The organism is Priestia sp. YIM B13486 (assembly GCF_042787865.1).
In the GTDB taxonomy this organism is placed as follows: domain Bacteria; phylum Bacillota; class Bacilli; order Bacillales; family Bacillaceae_H; genus Priestia; species Priestia megaterium.
In genome coordinates this window covers 489,511-508,032 of record NZ_JBHZOZ010000002.1, presented here as the reverse complement: position 1 = coordinate 508,032, position 18,522 = coordinate 489,511, and the positions used below count along the sequence as shown (strand labels likewise).

General features: G+C 38.8%; 15 protein-coding genes. 6 read left to right on the top strand and 9 right to left on the bottom strand.

What is annotated here, in order from left to right; genetic code table 11:
- Nucleotides 1-33 precede the first annotated feature (33 nt).
- On the bottom strand, nt 34-2,181 hold the full coding sequence (locus ACFX4G_RS06725; RefSeq protein ID WP_377573469.1) for a YhgE/Pip family protein: 2,148 nt from the start codon (nt 2,179-2,181) through the stop codon (nt 34-36).
- A gap of 110 nt (nt 2,182-2,291) precedes the next feature.
- Between ACFX4G_RS06725 and ACFX4G_RS06720 the strand changes: the two genes are divergently transcribed.
- Nucleotides 2,292-3,467, top strand: a complete 1,176-nt coding sequence (locus tag ACFX4G_RS06720; RefSeq protein ID WP_377573466.1) for a DHHA1 domain-containing protein — start codon at nt 2,292-2,294, stop codon at nt 3,465-3,467.
- A 42-nt stretch (nt 3,468-3,509) separates the two neighbouring features.
- On the opposite strand, the gene ACFX4G_RS06715 is transcribed toward ACFX4G_RS06720, so the two are convergent.
- From ACFX4G_RS06715 to recQ, 8 genes are all read right to left on the bottom strand, one after another.
- Nucleotides 3,510-4,430 carry a 1,4-dihydroxy-2-naphthoate polyprenyltransferase gene (locus ACFX4G_RS06715; RefSeq protein WP_025752322.1) on the bottom strand — a complete coding sequence of 307 codons (921 nt, stop codon included), beginning with the start codon at nt 4,428-4,430 and terminating at the stop codon, nt 3,510-3,512.
- A 339-nt stretch (nt 4,431-4,769) separates the two neighbouring features.
- Nucleotides 4,770-4,904 (bottom strand): hypothetical protein, encoded by a 135-nt coding sequence (locus tag ACFX4G_RS06710; protein ID WP_255293610.1) that lies wholly within the window; start codon nt 4,902-4,904, stop codon nt 4,770-4,772.
- A gap of 115 nt (nt 4,905-5,019) precedes the next feature.
- A complete protein-coding gene (locus ACFX4G_RS06705) occupies nt 5,020-7,632 on the bottom strand; it encodes a helicase-related protein (RefSeq protein WP_377573463.1) in 2,613 nt (870 codons plus the stop codon).
- Nucleotides 7,633-7,841: 209 nt separating this feature from the next.
- Nucleotides 7,842-9,203, bottom strand: a complete 1,362-nt coding sequence (locus ACFX4G_RS06700) for a purine-cytosine permease family protein (protein WP_237074886.1) — start codon at nt 9,201-9,203, stop codon at nt 7,842-7,844.
- Between the two features lie 20 nt (nt 9,204-9,223).
- Nucleotides 9,224-10,672: an aldehyde dehydrogenase family protein gene (locus ACFX4G_RS06695; protein ID WP_162214201.1), complete on the bottom strand. Its 1,449-nt coding sequence runs from the start codon at nt 10,670-10,672 to the stop codon at nt 9,224-9,226.
- An 82-nt stretch (nt 10,673-10,754) separates the two neighbouring features.
- Entirely contained in the window at nt 10,755-11,738 is a 984-nt protein-coding gene (speB, locus tag ACFX4G_RS06690) for an agmatinase (RefSeq protein WP_043982360.1), read from the bottom strand.
- A gap of 218 nt (nt 11,739-11,956) precedes the next feature.
- A complete protein-coding gene (locus tag ACFX4G_RS06685) occupies nt 11,957-13,333 on the bottom strand; it encodes a sigma-54 interaction domain-containing protein (protein ID WP_043982358.1) in 1,377 nt (458 codons plus the stop codon).
- 114 nt (nt 13,334-13,447) lie between these two features.
- Nucleotides 13,448-15,583, bottom strand: coding sequence for a DNA helicase RecQ (recQ, locus tag ACFX4G_RS06680; RefSeq protein WP_043982356.1), 2,136 nt, complete (start codon nt 15,581-15,583; stop codon nt 13,448-13,450).
- Nucleotides 15,584-15,853: 270 nt separating this feature from the next.
- Between recQ and ACFX4G_RS06675 the strand changes: the two genes are divergently transcribed.
- The 5 genes from ACFX4G_RS06675 to ACFX4G_RS06655 all read left to right on the top strand — a co-directional run bounded on the left by ACFX4G_RS06675 (nt 15,854) and on the right by ACFX4G_RS06655 (nt 18,497).
- Nucleotides 15,854-16,273, top strand: a complete 420-nt coding sequence (locus ACFX4G_RS06675) for a hypothetical protein (protein ID WP_043982354.1) — start codon at nt 15,854-15,856, stop codon at nt 16,271-16,273.
- A 336-nt stretch (nt 16,274-16,609) separates the two neighbouring features.
- A complete protein-coding gene (locus ACFX4G_RS06670; RefSeq protein WP_013056955.1) occupies nt 16,610-16,936 on the top strand; it encodes a YflT domain-containing protein in 327 nt (108 codons plus the stop codon).
- Between the two features lie 119 nt (nt 16,937-17,055).
- Nucleotides 17,056-17,313 carry a hypothetical protein gene (locus tag ACFX4G_RS06665; protein ID WP_043982352.1) on the top strand — a complete coding sequence of 86 codons (258 nt, stop codon included), beginning with the start codon at nt 17,056-17,058 and terminating at the stop codon, nt 17,311-17,313.
- A 274-nt stretch (nt 17,314-17,587) separates the two neighbouring features.
- Nucleotides 17,588-18,136, top strand: a complete 549-nt coding sequence (locus ACFX4G_RS06660; RefSeq protein ID WP_043982350.1) for a DUF3231 family protein — start codon at nt 17,588-17,590, stop codon at nt 18,134-18,136.
- A gap of 67 nt (nt 18,137-18,203) precedes the next feature.
- Complete coding sequence (locus ACFX4G_RS06655) at nt 18,204-18,497, top strand: hypothetical protein (protein ID WP_377573460.1); 294 nt, start codon at nt 18,204-18,206, stop codon at nt 18,495-18,497.
- Nucleotides 18,498-18,522: the final 25 nt, after the last annotated feature.

Genomic DNA, 18,522 nt, shown 5'->3' with positions numbered 1-18,522 from the left:
ATTTTGTTCTGTCTGGAAACCCAAAACGTTTTTTTAATGAATTAATTTACTTTCACGCGCTTTTTTTGTTAATTTTGCGCTCGTTTTACTAAGAGGCTTATGAAGAAAAATGCCAACGAGCAGCACGCCAAGCCAAATGCAAAGAAGAACCGTAACGTCTTTTCTGACAATATCCGCTAACATGCCTCCTACCACTTCTCTCATCATGCTTATTGCATACGTAAATGGTAAAAACGGATTGATTGCTTGAAAAAAAGCAGGCACGACTTGAATCGGAAATGTACCGCCTGCAGCAGAAAGCTGAAGCACAAGTAAAACAATCGCCATCGCTTTTCCTGCATTGCCAAATATCGCAACAAGCGTATAAACAATCGTCATAAATACGAAGCTGCACAGCAAGCCTAAAAAGATAAAAGGCACTTTATCTACGACATACGTTTTGATTAAAAATAAATCCCCTAGCGTCACAATAAAAGCTTGCACGAGAGCAATAGACAAAAACGTTAAAAGTCTTCCAAGATAGACTTCATAGCTTTTGAATCGTTCTTCATCCGCTACTTCTACGCTTAAAATCGAAACTAACAGCAAAGCTCCGACCCACAAGCAAAGCGTTGTATAAAACGGCGACATAGCTGAGCCGTAGTTCGGAATCGGGTAAAGTCTTTCTTCTTTTAAAAGAACCGGCTTAGCAAAAAAGTCACTTTCTTTTTGCACGTCATTCTTTAGCAAATTAATAATATCTTCAATATTTTCTTTTTGCTGAAATTCTCGTATTTTATCTGCTATATTGTGCACGTTTTGTTCAATTCGCGGAAAGTCTTTTGCTATTTTCCCAAGCTCCTGCTGTCCAAGCAAAATGCCACTGGCTGTTTTAGACAGAACGTTAGAAACATCCGGTATGCTTTTGTTAGCTTCATCAAGCAGTGAGTTTGCGCTTGCCGTTTTATCTTTCGCTTCTTTGATTGCTTGTTCAACAGCAGGCACAATCGTAGAAGAATATGAGTTCGTTAACGCATTTAATCTAGAAACAGCTCGATCGGTGCGAGAGCTGAACCTATCAAGTACGCTTTGATTGGGAACATCCCCATTCTTTGTTTGTTGCTGCAGACTGTTTACATCCGAAAGTTGCTGCTGTAAAAGCGTATTTACATCTTTTATGTCATTAATAACAGGTGAAAGAACTTTTTGTTGAGATAACGCATTTAAATCTGTAAGAAGTGTAAGAATCTCTCCTGTGTCAGCAATTTGTTTTGTTAACTGCCCTTTTAGCTGTTCCGCTGCTGCGCTGACTTCAGCCGGTGCTATATCTTTTTCCATCAGCTGATTCTTCAATTCTTGAACTCGGAGAGCTCGTTGCTGAACCCGCTGCAGCGTTTCGTTGATTGTTGGCTCGGCGTTTTTTAAAATTTCATCGCTTTTAGTTAAAAAAGTGTTTAGCTGCTGAGTCATCTGTGCGCCGTCAGCTGTTAGTCTCTCTACTTCAGGAAGAGCGGCCTGAGCTTTTGATACAATGGCTCCAGCTTTTTGAGTGGTGTCATTCGCTTCATTAATTACTTTTTTGATTTCAGGAAGACGATTTTCAAGTTCAAAAATCCGTTGTTCAACTTGTTGAATGGTCGGCAAATCTCGCTGCAGTGTAATACCTAGTTCGTTAAACACTGAAAAAATGGCTCCATTCGCTGTTTTGACGAATTTTTCACTGATCTGTTGTGTTAAGCTGCTGGCTCCTTTACTTGTAATTTTAGGCGCCACTGCGTTTATTTTTTCGTTCACTTTATAAATAATGACTGGTTTTTCCAAACGATCTTGAAGAACGGTACCAAGCTTTTGTGAAAAATCTTTTGGAATAATAATACTTGCATAATAGTCACCGTGCTTTACTCCGTGATCAGCTTTTTCTTTTGAGACAAACGTCCATCCAAGCGTTTTATTTTTTTTTAACGTTGTAATAATATCTTTTCCCACGTTCACGTGCTGACCTCTTATCGTAGAACCTTCATCTTCGCTCGTTACTGCAATGGCAATACCTTCAGTCCGCCCGTATGGGTCCCAAGATGCTTTTATATTAAACCATGCGTAAAAAGACGGCAGAATCATAAGCGTCAGCACAATGATAATCATCGCCCAATTGGTGAAAATTCTTTTTAAATCCCGCGTATAAATATAAACAGTATTTTTCATATGTCCCACCCAGTTTTATTGTTACAAGTTAGCTTATCCATGTTCGAAGAAACATATTTCTGATACTATAGAAAAAGTTAGATAGGGTTTTACTAGAAAGGATGATGAATATGACCGAAAGACTTTATTATAGCAATCCCTACATAAAAACATGGGAAACTGAAGTGATAGAGACGCGCTCTCTTTCGAATGGCTACGCATTAACGTTAAAACAAACCGCTTTTTATCCAGAAGGAGGCGGGCAGCCTTCTGACTACGGTAATATTGCCGGAATCGACGTGAAAGATGTGTATGAAGAAAATGGAGAAGTATATCATATCGTCGATACACTCCCTGAACAAGCGAACGTCACGTGTGAAATTGACTGGCATCGCCGCTTTGATCATATGCAACAGCACAGCGGACAGCACTTACTTTCGGCTCTATTAATCGATACATATGATATTCACACCGTTAGCTTTCACTTAGGAAGCGAAGCAGTCTCTATCGATCTGAATGTACCTCAGTTATCTCATGAGCAGTTATTACACATTGAAAAAGTTGTAAATGACGCTATTTACAGCAACGGTCACATTAAAACGTACGAAGTGAAAAAAGAAGATCTGCATACTCTTGCGCTTCGCAAAGTACCCGACCTAGAAGACGAAGTGGTACGCATTGTGGAAATTGACAGCATTGATGTTTCTGCCTGCTGCGGTACGCATGTGAATCAAATTGGAGAACTTGGCCTTATTAAACTTACGAAAACAGAAAAGCAGCGCGGCAATACACGCCTCTTTTTTAAATGCGGCATGCGTGCATTAGCTGATTATCAGCAGTCTCAAGAAATCGTAGCAGAAATTAGCAATAAATTCAGCACAAGCCGTGAATTAGTTGTAGAACGCATTAAAAAATTGGAGACTGAACAAAAAGAGCTGCAAAAACAACTAGAAGAATTAAAAAATGAAAATGCAGCTTATTTAGCAAGTGAATTAGAAGCCAAAAAAGAAGGTTCATTTCTGTACCATCACTTTGAAAACCGCACATTAAAAGATGTGCAAGCTTTGACGAAGCAGCTGCTTCAAACACCTGATACGACGCTTCTTTTTGCCTTTTCAAGTGATCAAAAAGTCTTACTGGCTCACAGCGGAAGTGAAGTAAAATGCGGAGAACTTTATAAAGAGCTGCTTCCGCTTTACGATGGAAAAGGCGGCGGCGGACCAAAACAAGCTCAAGCCAACTTTTCATCTTCTGAAAATATGAACGCATTTATTAGCGCAGTAAAAGAAAAAATAACGGGAGCATAACAAAAAGCCTGTCTTTTTTAAAGACAGGCTTTTTCCACTCAATCAGCTTACTAAATAGCCAATTAATAATCCAATTGATAAAGTAAATCCAAAAAACGTATTTGTTTGCGCAGTTGCTTTCATTGCAATAAGCTCTCCGCGTACAAATGCTTGTACGGCTTGAATTGGCTTAGGTGCACTAAGAAACACTAAGAAAATCCAAGGGCTAATATCGAAGAATACCACTAATGCAACGGTCCAAATATAGGCAATGCCAAACAAAGCAGCTAAAAATCTAATCGCATTTTTAGAACCTAATAAAATAGCTAGCGTACGACGTCCGCCTTTTGTATCTTCTTCTATATCGCGAATGTTGTTAGACAAATTAATTGCACCTACTAAAATCGCAATCGGAAGTGATACAAAGATGCTTTCAGACGTTACGGTATTCGTTTGAATAAAAAATGAAATTAACACGAACATCGCGCCCATGCAAAGACCTGAAAATAATTCTCCAAACGGCGTATACGCAATCGGAAGCGGTCCGCCCGTATACAAATAACCAATCGCCATACCTACTAATCCAACTAAAGCAAGCCACCAGCTGCTGTTTGCACATATATATACACCTAAAATAAGAGCAATTCCATAAGAAATAAGTGCTAAATTTAATACCGTTTTCGGTTTCATGCCGTGTCTGACGATGGCTCCTCCGATACCTACGGAGTCTTCTGTGTCTAACCCGCGTTTAAAATCATAGTACTCGTTAAATAAGTTCGTCGCAATTTGAATCCACAAACATGAAAAAAGCATCGCAAGAAACATCCAAACATTCACATGGCCATAAAACATGGCTAGAACTGTTCCAATTAAAACCGGTACAAACGATGCTGTTAGCGTATGAGGACGGGTTAATTGCCACAAAATCTTCCCTTTACTGTACTGCTCGACTGCAGCTTTGTTTTCTTTGTTATGACTTGTCATCATCCTCTTCCCTTCTATTACGAACCGTATCTCTATTTAAAAGTGCCGCTTTTAATATAACGAATGATAGCAAACTTACTCTAATACAATACACGTCCGCCCAACAAAAAAATCACGGAACTCTTTAAAATATAAGTTCCACTCTATATCATAATAATTTATTGCTCTTTTTACAAGATGACCGCTTATACATTTCCGATTTTTTTCTACAAAAATCTGCTTTGACGCAGAAATTCATAGGGAAAAGATAAAAAACCTTTATGAAAAAGCAGATTGAGACATAACTACATCAATCCCATCTAAAGAAGCACAAATGGGATACACGAGCTGAACTGCTTGTTACACCGCAGTTGATTTCCGTGCAAGGCTTCGCTTTCCGCGGGCGGCCGGTGAGCCTCCTCGTCGCTTGCGCTCCTGCGGGGTCTCACCTGTTCCGCTTTTCCCGCAGGAGTCTTCGCCTTGCCCTCCAATCAACTGCTAGAAGGAACGAAACACATGAAAGCTGCCTTCACAATAAAAAAGCCGAACGAATTGGATTCTCAATCAAAAATCCAACTCGTTCGGACAAGCCACTTTTTATCACTACATCTTAGTAATTAAAATCTTCGTCTCCGTGTCTTCTGCGGAATCTTTTATGAAAACACGAATCACATATGGCGTGATCATGATTCCAAGGAAGGTCTTTAGAACACGTACTGCATGTTCTTTTAAATTTTTTCATATCTTTTCTTAATACGTTATGGATTTTATCTGTAAGCTCTTCTCGGACACGCTCCCAGTAAATAGCCTCTGGCCTTCTGTCCATTCGATATAAAAATAAAAGATGCAGGCCAATCGCCTTATAAGATAGCTCTAATTTTTCCAATGAGCCTTCTATCATCCGTGGTTCAGGTAACTCTTCCCTGTTAACAATCGCATTCATGCTGGCAACCCACTGCTTTTTCAAAGAGCTTTCTTTTGCTGAAAAAGGCAGCTGCAAGTAGCCGTATAAATCAACAATGGGCATTTTCGCTTCAATCAGCGTGTCTTTTACTTCCTCATAAAGCTCACGTTCTTGTGCCAAATTTGATTTTTGTGTACCTTTTGGATTTTGAAATTTAGCCCACATGTCAAAAAACGTTCCGAGGTCATGACGATATTCTTTAAATCTTCTTAGCATATCTGAAGTAGGAGCAATTGAAAATTTGCTGATTTGCTCGTCTGTTGAAAATAACAGTTCTCTCATTTGCTTTGCATCTTTAGCGAATGCAACTTCTCCAACATTGTAGAGGCCCTTCCTTCCAGCACGGCCTGCAATCTGCTTTAACTCTTGAGAAGTCAGCAATCTCCTCTTTTGCCCGTCAAATTTCATGTTTTCTAAAAGGACAATTCGTCTAATTGGAAGATTTAATCCCATTCCAATCGCATCTGTAGACACAATGACATTTGTTTCTCTATTAATGAACTGCTCAATTTGTTTTCTTCTCGTTTCAGGCGGCATACTTCCATAAATCACGCTAACTTTGTGACCATCTTTTTCTAGCTTAGCCGCTGTCTGGAGCACTTTCTTACGCGAGAAAACAATTAAAGCATCTGCGGGTTTCACTTGTTCAATTTTGAAATTTCGAAGATCTACTTTTAAAGGTATATCTCTTTCATACTCATGAATTTCTGAGATCACACCGTCTAACATCTCTTCTAACATACTTCGAATGCTTAAACTCCCGATAACATGAACTTGTTTAGCATTAGCTCGGGTGATGGCTTTATACCATGAAAATCCCCGGTCTCGGTCTTGAATCATCTGTGCTTCATCAATTACGGTTACATCGCCATGTTCTAATTCGCTAAACATTTCTACGGTACCGGCCATATGCTGAGCGTCTTCAACAATCTTTTCTTCTTCACCTGTTTTTAACGAACAAGCAACTCCGTCTTTGTTCAGCTTTTCAAAAACTTCTAAAGCTAACAAGCGAAGCGGCGCTAAGTAACTACCCGAAGCAGCTTTTTTTAATGACTTTAATGCCGTATACGTTTTTCCTGTGTTTGTATCACCGAGATGAAGGATGTATTCCGTTTCTTTCCTTGGGTCCATTTCGTATTCTGCACCAAAAATATAATTTAACTGTCGCTGTTCTTCTTCAATCAGCTTTTTCTTTTCTTCACGTTCACGTTCTTGTTGTAACCTTCTTTCTTCCAGCTGCTGTTGATATCTCTCTTGATGTTCTTCAATCGTTAAGTTGTGATCTGAAACTTCTAGTACATCGGAAAGCTTTTCTTCTACGAGCATTCTTTTATATTCATAGACCAAATCCGATAGATCACTTCTAAGTGCTTTTATAATATCCATTCTTGTTACCGAAGCATTTGTATAAGTTTTATATTCTTCTTTAAATGAAGCAGGAAGGTCATCCATAATCATAGTTGGAATGATTTCATAAATCTTATCGGTGATAAATACCTCGTATACATCTTCATACGTTTCAAACAAGATAATCGTTGAATATCTGTCTAATTCTGAGCTTACGCCGCCGGTGAGCTCTTGAAAAAAGTCATGAACCGTTTCATAATCATGGCGTGTTAAATCACCGTTTGTTATTAATTCATCTTCAAGTTCAGTATGCGGCGCATAGTTTTCAATATACTTTGAGTTTGTTTTAATGTCTTTTGACAGCTGATGGGAAAGCTGTTCTCTTATATGTAGGTAATACAGCTCTTTATTTACTTCCAAGATAGGAGCTGCTTCTAAATTTAACTGTAATTGATACCTGGCTTTTCGATCATTAATACTTTGCTGTCTTTCTTTCTCTTTTCTTTCTTCTTCTTTTTCGGCAAATTCAGCTCTTGCTTCTCCATATAGAGATAGCCACTCCGCTTTATTGCCCTTTCCGTACTGTTTTTCTAGCCAAGAAAAAGCATCAAACTCTATACCCTTTCTTGTTTCTTTAGCAAATAACTTATCTATAGCTTGAGGTTTATACCCTTTTACCTCAAAGCCTTTCTCTGTTAAATATGACTTTCTGTTTTTTTTAGATACAGAAGAAACAACTGCTTTTCTCCACGTAGTTCCCCAGGCCTTTTTAATAAAAGAGTGCCTGTCTGTTAAATAAGTCTCAAAATCCGGACATTCGTCTTGTTCACCTAATACGCTTTTTATATCCTGTAGTAATGTATGTTTAGTTTTTTCAATGGCCCTGCTTTGAATAGCCTCTAATTCGAGCATAAAATTCTCCTTTGGAAAGTTTTCCTACATTTATTATAGGAAAGACCCCTGACAGAATCAAATACATGTTATTACTTTATTTTCAGCTCGATCAAGAACCTCTCTTTTCCCCGCTTTTGCTTATTTCTTAGCTATTTTTAACACAAAAAGCTCCTTTAAATAGGAGCTTTTTGATTATTTTTGATAATTCAGTCTATTTTAAACGTATATCAAGCATTTTTGTCGATCCCCTTTGAGTAAGGGATGGAAAGCTGTGAAAGTTTGGTTAACAATACATGCAAAACACCTGTAAATAAAAAAGCTAAGATCGTTGCGCCTGTGGCTAGCGGGTGAACGTACGTAAAATAGTAGGCAAATACAGCCCCCACTATGTAAGATACATACACATGAAGGTTAAAGCCTTTTGTATACCAGTACAGTTTATTTTGTTTTTCTAAAATAGCTGAAACGTCATAGTGTTTTCGGCGAATGATATAATAATCAACAAGAACAATCGCAATAATAGGAATAAATAAGACACCGATCATAAGCAAAAAGCTTTGAAAATTTGTCATCAACCACTCTTTTAATAAAGAACCTAGGACTGTGACAACTCCCATAGTTAGTGCCGGTATCCAGAACCTCTGCTTTGGAAAAATAGATAAATAAGACATTGTCGCGCTATACAATACCATTACGTTGGTTGACAGCACCGATAAAAAAATTACGAGGGCAGCTACTAACCCTAACATCGGACTATATGCGCCAATTAAATTTACCGGGTCATACGTTTGCGTCATATTTCCGAGAATTGAAAAACCAGAAACCGTTGCGCCTAACCCCATCGCAATTAAAGTTGCGACGTTATACCCTAAATAAGTTCCCGCAATGCCCGTTTTTTCAGATTTACAGTTTCGGTTATAATCGCAAACAATAGGAATCCACGTAAAAGCTGTAGCTACTACAATATCAAAAGCTAACATCCCTGTAATACCAGGATTTTCGCTTGCTTTCATTTGAATTAATTTTGCTGCATCAAATTCAATAAACAAATAGCTAAACACCACGGTTGCTAAAATGACCATAAGCGTAGCTACTAATTTTTCCGTTGCTTCAATACCTTTATGTCCGTATATAGAAATAGCTACTACCAACACTTGAGTAAGAATTGTAAATAGATTGATATTGCTGTAACCGGTCAAAAAAGTAACGGCATGATTTAAACTTAGCCCTGCCATGTAAGCTTGAATCCATGCCCAGCCGATTAACGTAATAAGATTAACAGCAGCAGGAAGCATAGCACCTCTTTGTCCAAAAGCTGGTCTCATCAAAACCATGGTTGGAAGACCGGTGCGAGTTCCGATATTCCCCATCAGCACGAGCGGTATGGCGCCAACTAAAGAGCCAAGCACAATAATAAATAATGCCTTTAAAAAGGTCATATCGGGTACAAACAGCATTCCGGTAAAAACGGTCGTTACCACCACATTGGCTCCTATCCACATGGAAAATGTAGAGAAGAAGCCCATACTTCTTTTATTCATTGCAATCGGCTGCACATCATCATGGGCGAGACCACTTTTTGTTGTCATTCCTATTCCACCTTTCACTTTTATTGATACCAATTGGCTCGAGCTAGCTTGGAATTTGTATTTACATGTTTTGTTTCAGTAAAAGCAGCTAATCCTGATGGACCTAACTCCCGGCCAATGCCGCTTTCTTTAAAACCGCCCCACGCCGTTTCAATATGAGGCGTATGGTAGCCGTTGATCCAAATCGTTCCCGCTTGAAGATGTTCAGCAACTCGCTCTGCTTTCATTACATCATTCGTTAAAATTCCTGCAGCTAAACCAAATCTCGTGCCGTTGGCAAGTGCTATGGCTTCTTCTTCACTTGAAAAAGATTGAACGGTAATAACGGGACCAAATATTTCTTCTTGTACGACTTTCATATGCTGCTCCACATCGACGAGCACAGCCGGCTTTATATAGTTTCCACCTTCGCAGTCAATTAACGTTCCTCCTGTTAATAAATTCGCGCCTTCTTCTTGACCTAGCTTGATAAAATCCTGTATTTTGTTCAGATGCGCCTTGCTAATAACCGGACCCATTTCCGTTTCTTCTCTTAAGGGGTTACCAATTTTTATAGCAGCAACAGTCTCCGTAAGAGCAGAAAGAAACGGCTTATAAATAGATTCATGTACGAGTATACGCGATGAAGCTACACACACTTGCCCTTGGTTAAAAAACGAGCCAAACATTGTCCAGTCTACTGCAATATCAATTTCACTGTCTTCGAAAATAAGAAGCGGAGATTTCCCTCCCAGTTCAAGCGAAACTCTTTTCATCTCTTTTGCGCACTGCTGATAAATACGTTTGCCTGTTTCTGATCCTCCTGTAAAAGAGACTTTGGCTACGTCTTTGTGTTCAACAAGGGCACTTCCCACTTTACCGTCTCCTGTAAGTAAATTAAACACGCCTTCTGGTATACCAGCTTTTTCACATAGTGAAGCTAGCTTTAAAAAAGAAAGTGGCGTTAATTCTGACGGCTTAAACACTACTGTATTTCCAGCTGCTAAGGCAGGAGCCAGCTTCCACATACCAAGCAGCAAAGGGAAATTCCAAGGAACAATCAGCGCGCATACGCCGATAGGTTCTTGAATGATTTTACTGTTTGTATCGTCGAACATGTTCTTTGTCCACGGCTGGTTTTCTTCTATTAAATTTGCGTAATATCTTAAACAATTAATCGTATCTTCAATATCTAACTGCGCTTCTTTTATCGGTTTGCCAGTATTTAATGTTTCTGTTTCAGCGAATATACTCGCTTCATTTTCTAATAAATCTGCTAGTTTCTTAAGCACCTCTACACGCAGTGATTTATTTTTCTTCCATTCACTCTGTTCAAAAGCCTGCTTTGCTTTACCTACCGCTTCCTCTACTTGTTGAAACGACGAATCGAATACTTTCGCTATGATCTTATTGGTCGCTGGGTTGAGTATTTCTCTTTTACATGGTTTTGCTTGCTTCTTATCTACTGTTACATTTACTTGCTCGTTCATAGTCCAACACTCCCTATAGAAAACTCTTATACAAAAGTGGGAAGATCATAGTACCTTCCCACTTTTACCGCCTTGCTTATATTCAGTCGCGCGCTTGCACTAACAGCGCTGCTTCTTCTTTTGCTTTTTTTCTTAACGCGATAAGCGTGATAAATTCATAAACAATGTTCGAGGCCGCTGCTGCTGTAATTTGGCCATGGTCATAAGCTGGCAGTACTTCTACTAAATCAAACCCGACAAAATCAATATTTATTAACCCACGAACGAATTGAAGCGCATCGTCAATACTTGCACCCGATACTTCAGGCGTTCCTGTTCCCGGTGCGTAAACTGGATCTAAAAAGTCAATGTCAAACGACAAAAATACGGGTCCTTCTCCTACACGCTCATGAATAATTTCTAGCATTCTTTCAACGCCCAGTTTTTTATATTCATTTGTCGTATACAGAGCTAGACCTAAGTTCTTTGCATCTTCTAAATCTTCAATGCCGTACAGACCGCCTCGCATACCAATTTGAATCGAACGCGACACGTCAATTAGCCCTTCTTCAATTGCTCGTCTGAACACGGTACCGTGATTGTATTTTTGTTCAAAATAGCTATCCCACGTATCAGAATGAGCATCAAACTGTAAAAGCGCTACGGGTCCGTGTTTTTTCGCGATGGCACGAAGTTCACCGAGCGTCATCGAATGATCGCCGCCTAGTGAAATAGGAATAATTCCTTCATCCACAACCGGTGTTAACCCTTCTTCAATTTTTTTATATGTTTCTAAAATATATCCCGGAACCACTGCCAAATCGCCGTAGTCCACACCTGAAATGTAGTCAAAAATATTAATCTTTTGTTCTGGGTTATACGGGCGAAGCAAAATGGAGAAATCTCGAATAGCTTCCGGCCCAAAACGTGCTCCTGTTCGAAAAGATTGCCCTGAATCAAATGGAATACCCGTCACAATAAAATCCATATCTGCATTTACTTGTTCTACATACGGAAGTCTCATAAACGTTCGAGGTCCGCAAAAACGCGGAGATTCAAATGAATTTTTCGGCTGATATTTTGGCATGATTTATTCCTCCTAATGGGTTTCATTCATTAGCGCCGTATCATCATTTTAGATACTGACGCTTTTTATTTAGATACTTTTTATTAATGCAAAATGCATGCCAAATTTCATCACCCTATTTCGTGCAATTATGGACGATTTTCAATTCATAATAGAATCAAAACAAAAAAAACCGATTCAGTACTGAATCAGTTAATTCATTTTGAATTATATTTTCCTTATTTAATATTGTACTTTCGTAAACGTCTTACAACCGTAGGCTGACTGATTCCTAATGCATCTGCCATTTCATACGTCGTTTGACACTGGCGATAAGCACGAATCAGCCAGTTTTTCTCCACTTCTGCAAGTGCTTGCTGAAGCGTCATTCCCTGAGAGGTTAAAACATCTAGGGTCTCCCATTCTTCTTTTTCACTTCTGATCTTTTCTGCATGAAACGGGAGGTCTTGAGGCGAGATACTGTTTTCATCCGTTGTTAACACGAGGCGTTCAATCGTATTTTCTAGCTCGCGCACATTTCCAGGCCACGGATGTTCAACCAATTGATTTAATGCTTCTGCATGAAAAAATTTCTTCATTTTATATTTTTCATTTTGTTTATTTAACACATGATAAAGCAGTGCCGTGATGTCTTCTTTTCGCTCGCGAAGCGGAGGAATCGTAATCGGAATAACGTGCAGCCGATAAAATAAATCTTCGCGAAATGTTCCTTTTTTGACCATTTTCTCAAGCGGCTGATTTGTTGCTACAATCAGCCTGAAGTTTACGTGTTTGGCTCGTTCACTTCCAATTTTGGTGACTGTTTTTTCTTGCAGCACTTTTAACAGCTTCACTTGCATATCAACAGGGAGCTCTCCTATTTCATCTAAAAAAAGCGTACCGTTATGAGCTAATTCAAACTTTCCTATTTTCCCTTTTGTACTTGCACCTGTAAAAGAGCCTGCTTCGTATCCAAACATTTCAGATTCAAACAAACTAGCTGGAATGGCTCCGCAGTTGATTTCAATAAACGGCTCTTCTTTTCGTTCACTTCCATAGTGTAAAGCACGGGCAAAAGCCGTTTTACCAACACCCGATTCACCTAGCAACACAACCGTTGCATCGCTGTCTGCCACGCGATTAATAATGGACCATACCTTTTTCATCGATTCACTTCGTATGACCATATCATTTGACTGCTGTTCCCGAAGCTCTTCCACTTCCAGCTGATATGTTTTCATTTTCACTTCGAGCTGCTGATAATCTTCTTTTAAGCGCTGAAGCTCTGTTAAATCATGTGAAAAGCTGATTACTCTTTTCATACACTGATGTTCATCATACACGGGAATACCGGTTGCCATTACCACTTTGCCCGTTTCTGTTTTTTGCATCAGCTGTACTTCTTTCTTTTTCTTTAACACTTCAATCGTAACGGAAGGTGAAAATATCCCGCGGTCTTGCAATTCGTATACGGTTTGTCCCACTAACTCTGACACGTCATACCCGTATATATCACGGCAGTTTTGGCTTGCTCGTAAAATACACCCTTTTTCATCAGTGATAACGATATTGTCGTTAGAAGCATGCAAAATAGCTTCAAGCTCTCGTTCAATCATCTCAGTGCAGTACTCCTTTTTATTTAATCTGATTTTTCAAATATTTATACTTTCTATTTTATCAGTAAACTCGCTTATTCAATACAAAAAGCCCCTTTAATAGGAGCTTTTTGTTTAAGATAGCTGCTTCATTTTTTGTTTGAATAACGCTACTTTAATCATAAAATAAGTAATGTTTTCAGGTAATTCTTCTTTGATTGGTTTTAACTTTTCATCGCCTACTGAGGAAGCAGCTTCTAAAATAAGCTGTTCGTCCTCCTCTGAAAGAAAAGGTGACCAGTCAATTTCTTTTTCTTCTTCTGCGCATTTAAACAAATGATTTTCAATAGTGATGCGGCTCAATTCACGTTCAGCAGCAATTTCATCTAACGATTTTCCTTGCTGAAATAGCTCATACGTCATTAAGTGAGAGCCTTCTTTTGATGAAGCTCTTGCTTTTTTCGGAGCAGGTGCTGAAACTTCTCGTTTTCGGTCTGGATTTTCTTCACAAAACTGTTTGATTTCAGTAGTGAATCGTTCTCCGTATCGCTCTTGTTTTTGTTCTCCGACTCCTTTTACAGTGGCGAACTGTTCAAGCGTTACCGGAAGTTTTGAACACATATCATGAAGAGTATCGTCTGAAAAAATAACAAAAGGAGGCACGCCCGCTTCGTCTGCCAACTGCTTTCGAACGGAACGCAAATGAGCAAACAGCTCGTCGTCTTGGACAATTTGCTTCACTTCCATTTGTTCTTTTCTCATCACTTTTTCCGTACCAAGAAGCACGCCTTTTCCTTTGGCCGCTACGGATAAGGTAGGAAATGACCCTTGTCCTACTAAAATAAACTGCTCTGAAATCAAATACTCAATAAAATCGCTCACTTCTTTAGCCGACCGGTCGCTCATGACGCCGTACGTTTTCAGTTTATCAAAACCAAAATCAACTACTTTTTTATTTCGAGAACCTGTTAATACTTGAGCAATCATCATTTTACCGAAACGTTCGCCCATACGAATCATACAAGATAATACTTTTTGCGTATCGACCGTTACGTCTATTTCCACACGATCATCCGTACAGTTGCTGCAGCGCCCGCATTCATGCGCTTCACTTTCTCCAAAATAATGAAGAATATACGCTTGCAAGCAGCCTTCTGTATGACAGTAGTTCACCATACTTTGCAGCTTTTCAAGATCTTGAATCTGCTTTTTAGGATTCGACGTTGACTGTTCAATTAAAAAGCGCTGCACGCGAATATCCTGAGGTGAATAAAGCACGATACACTCACTTGGCAGTCCATCACGACCAGCACGCCCTGCTTCTTGATAATAGCTTTCCATATTTTTCGGAAGCTGATAGTGAAGAACAAATCTAATATTCGATTTATCGATCCCCATTCCAAAAGCAGAGGTAGCCACCATCACCTGCACATCATCTTGCAGAAAGCGGTTCTGCTCTTCATCACGGCTGTTCCCATTCATACCAGCATGGTATTTTGATACGTTAACTCCTGACTTTTGCAATCTAGCATGAAGCTCTTCAACATCTTTACGCGTAGCGGCATAGATGATTCCTGCTTCTTGGTCATTTTTACGGATATACTGCTCGATATAGCTGATTCGATCCTGACCTTTCACAACCGCAAACGATAAATTTTCACGTTCAAAGCCAGTCATCACCGTGTACTCTTCGTTAATATGAAGAGCTCGGCAAATATCTTCACGCACTTGAGGCGTCGCAGTAGCCGTCAGTCCCATCACAATCGGAGCATTAGACAGTTTGCTGATGAGTTCATTGATGCGCAAATAACTCGGTCTAAAATCATGGCCCCACTGTGAAATACAGTGCGCTTCATCTACCGCTACAAGCGGGATAGGAAGCATTTGAAGCTGTTCTAAAAACTGCGGAGACTCCAGTCGTTCCGGTGCTACATAAAGCAACTTATATTCACCAAGCGCTACTTCTTCCAAGCGCTGCTGCACCTCTGTGTGCGTCAGCGAGCTGTTGATATACGTGGCTGGAATACCAGCAGCGTTCAGCGTGTCGACTTGGTCTTTCATCAAAGAAATCAACGGAGAAATAACCAGGGTCGTACCTTCTAAAAGCAAGGAAGGAATCTGATAACAAAGCGATTTCCCTCCTCCTGTCGGCATAATACAAGCGGTATTGTGCCCTTCTAAAACATAACGAATTGACTCTTCCTGTCCTTTTCGAAACGAATCATAGCCAAAATATGACTGTAAATGTGTTAAAGCTTGTTCAAATTGCAAAATTGCGTCCTCCTTTAAAATAAGTAGAAATAGTAGTTGAGGGATTCATTAGAAGAAATTGAGACGTAGGGTTTTATTTTATCAAACCTTGGAGGAAGTTGCACAGAATTCGTTGAATTTAAGGATATAGAAAAATGATAAGCGAAAAGCCCTCAATTTATAACTCTCTTTCCTATCACAAACAGGCTTTTTATGTATGTCAGGACTCCTTTCCTAAAAATCTTTCCCCATTCCATTCTTTTTTCCTGTATACTTAAGAATAGGAAAGAGGTGCTTATCACGAGACATCCTGTAGAAACAATTTATTATTTAGAAAATCCACAGCGTAATGTTTCAACATATGCTTCCACAACTCAGTTAACGGTTGAGTCTGTTGTGAAAGATGTGTTTGGTGTTGCTTGCGTAGCAGATATTAAAATTATGCTTCAATATAATAAAGAATTCCGCAAAAGTATCAGTCAATTACACAATGCAATGGACGATGATCTTACGTTAGAAATGGTTTTTCGAGTTGCTTCAAAAGAAGATTTGCTTCGATTTAAAAAAAATTTACTTGAAAGTAGTTTAGATGACGCAGAAACATCAATAGACTGTCCATTCAGCGCAACCATTCAATTACAAGATGGTCGATATACATGGAACGAGTCTACTTCTGTTTATGAAAAACAAAAAGAACGTCTTTCATCTTAAATTTCTCTATTTTTATGTATGCAAAAAGCCTGGATCTTAGCTGTTTAAGATCTAGGCTTTTTGCAGTTTGTACTATACTTTAAAAGGTCAAAAAAAAAACGATGCAGGAAAAAGGCTAACTAAAGCTTCTTCCTGCTTATCCTTCACCAGATTCTCCTTAAAAACAAAAGCGTTTTTCCTTCTTCTATATTAGGCTTTTTAACTCAATTTCATGAAATAGGTTTTATCTCTTCCAATAACGTGTATACACAAACCAAGGAGATAAGTTACTTAAGCTTCTCTTCATTACTCAACGTATTCGAGAAAGTTGTCTATCATACAAGGAGGTTTTTGGAAATGGTAAATGTAAAAGTAGTTGAAAATGGCGTACAGGCAAAAGATACAATTGAACAATTTTTGCGTGAAGGATTTACAAAAGACGAAGTTTATTTACTTGCACACCATCAAGATCGCTCCGAGGATTTAACAGCTGCAACAAATACAAACAATATCGGTCTTTCTGAACAAGGTGTTTTTGATGCGATTGCGAATGTATTTCGTTCTCGAGGAGACGAGCTTCGTGCCAAAATGCGTTCATTAGGATTATCACAGCCGGAAGCTGAACGCTATGAAGAAGAATTAGACCACGGTAAAGTAATCGTCGTTGCATCAAAAGTTGCTTAATAAAAAAGCCCTACAACAGGGCTTTTTTATTTTGCCTTCCTCCCTTCTTACCTTTTCATTAAAGCAGTCATTCAGACATATGATTATGAAGATAAGAGTTACTGTGAGGAGTGATATATTTGATTATAGGAATTGAGTACACAAAACGTGTGAAAAATGGATTAGTCGTTAAAAATATTCCTTACAAGATACACGATAAACCTTGTGGTGAAGGCTGCTGTAAAAATGATAAAACGATAGGCATCAGAGACAAATTAAGGGTTAATTGGCTGTTGAATGTTTTTATGCCTAGCAAAAATATAACAGTATTTGATTATAAATATTGGTCAGAGGAATTAACTTCTTTATGGAGAGAGCATAGGAGAAAAACGATATAATACACCTGCTAAAAAAACTCCTTGATAAGCAAGGAGTTTTTTTCTATTTACTTCATTTTCTAGAACCAGCATATTTATTACGCATTGCCGCAATTTTTATAACTTTAAATTTGGTGATAGTAAATGTACTGTCATCATTATAAGTTACTGCGTGAGAGGCTTTTTCTTCCACTCATCATAATCAATTTGATATGTAACATTTCTTAGCTGTGTTTATACTTTTCTGCTGAAGGCAATAATGAAGATGCATAAACTATATAAAGGGTGAAAAGTTATGATTAACGTCATTGAGACACTACTTGATTATATAAAAAACTCTTCTACAGATGATTCGCCCCCTCCCCCACATATTGGTGAGGCTATGGGATGCTGGTTATATTTCACTGCTTTAGCGGAAGAAATACCTGCCTTAGAAACCTGTCTTAATACAACAACTAACAGCGAACTGCTTAAGCTTACTCAAGACTCAAAAAACCTGGCTGAATCTCAGATTGATACACTAAAAAAATTAATGGTTAAAGAAGGAATTATGCTTCCTGAAATACCGGCTACCAAGCCGAAATCCGACCCTAACAGCATTCCATTAGGAGCAAAAGCAACGGATTCTGAAATTGCTAACTTAATATCTGTAAAAATTGCTTCTAATATCGTCATGTGCAGCACGAATATGGGACAGTCTATTAGAACCGATATTGGATTGATGTGGCTAAAATTCCACACTGAAAAGGTTATATTAGGATCAAAAGTGAAAAGTCTGATGCAGCAAAAAGGCTGGCTTAAAATTCCGCCTTACTACTATTCACCTGGAGCACCTCATAACTAATTGAAGTGTTTTAAGGTAAGCAGCATAGATAACCTTACATCTAACACATTTAACGAGGTGCTTGAATATGGATTTCCCTACAATTCATACAAATTTTTGGGACGCAGTCATTGGTGTTCCTATCGTATTAATCGTGACACAGCTGATCAAATGGCTTTTCCATCCTAAAAAGCAGTACGTTCCGACTATTGCTTTAGCTGTTGGCGTGCTTTTTTCAGTATTTATCAGTCATCCTCATCATATTATTGCCGGGTTGTTTATGGGATATTTTTATGGATACGCCGCAATTGGCAGCGATGCCGGTCTTAAAACAACGTGGAGAACGATTAGAAAAGATACGTCTCCTTATTCATCAGACTAAAAAACCAGCGAAATATTCGCTGGTT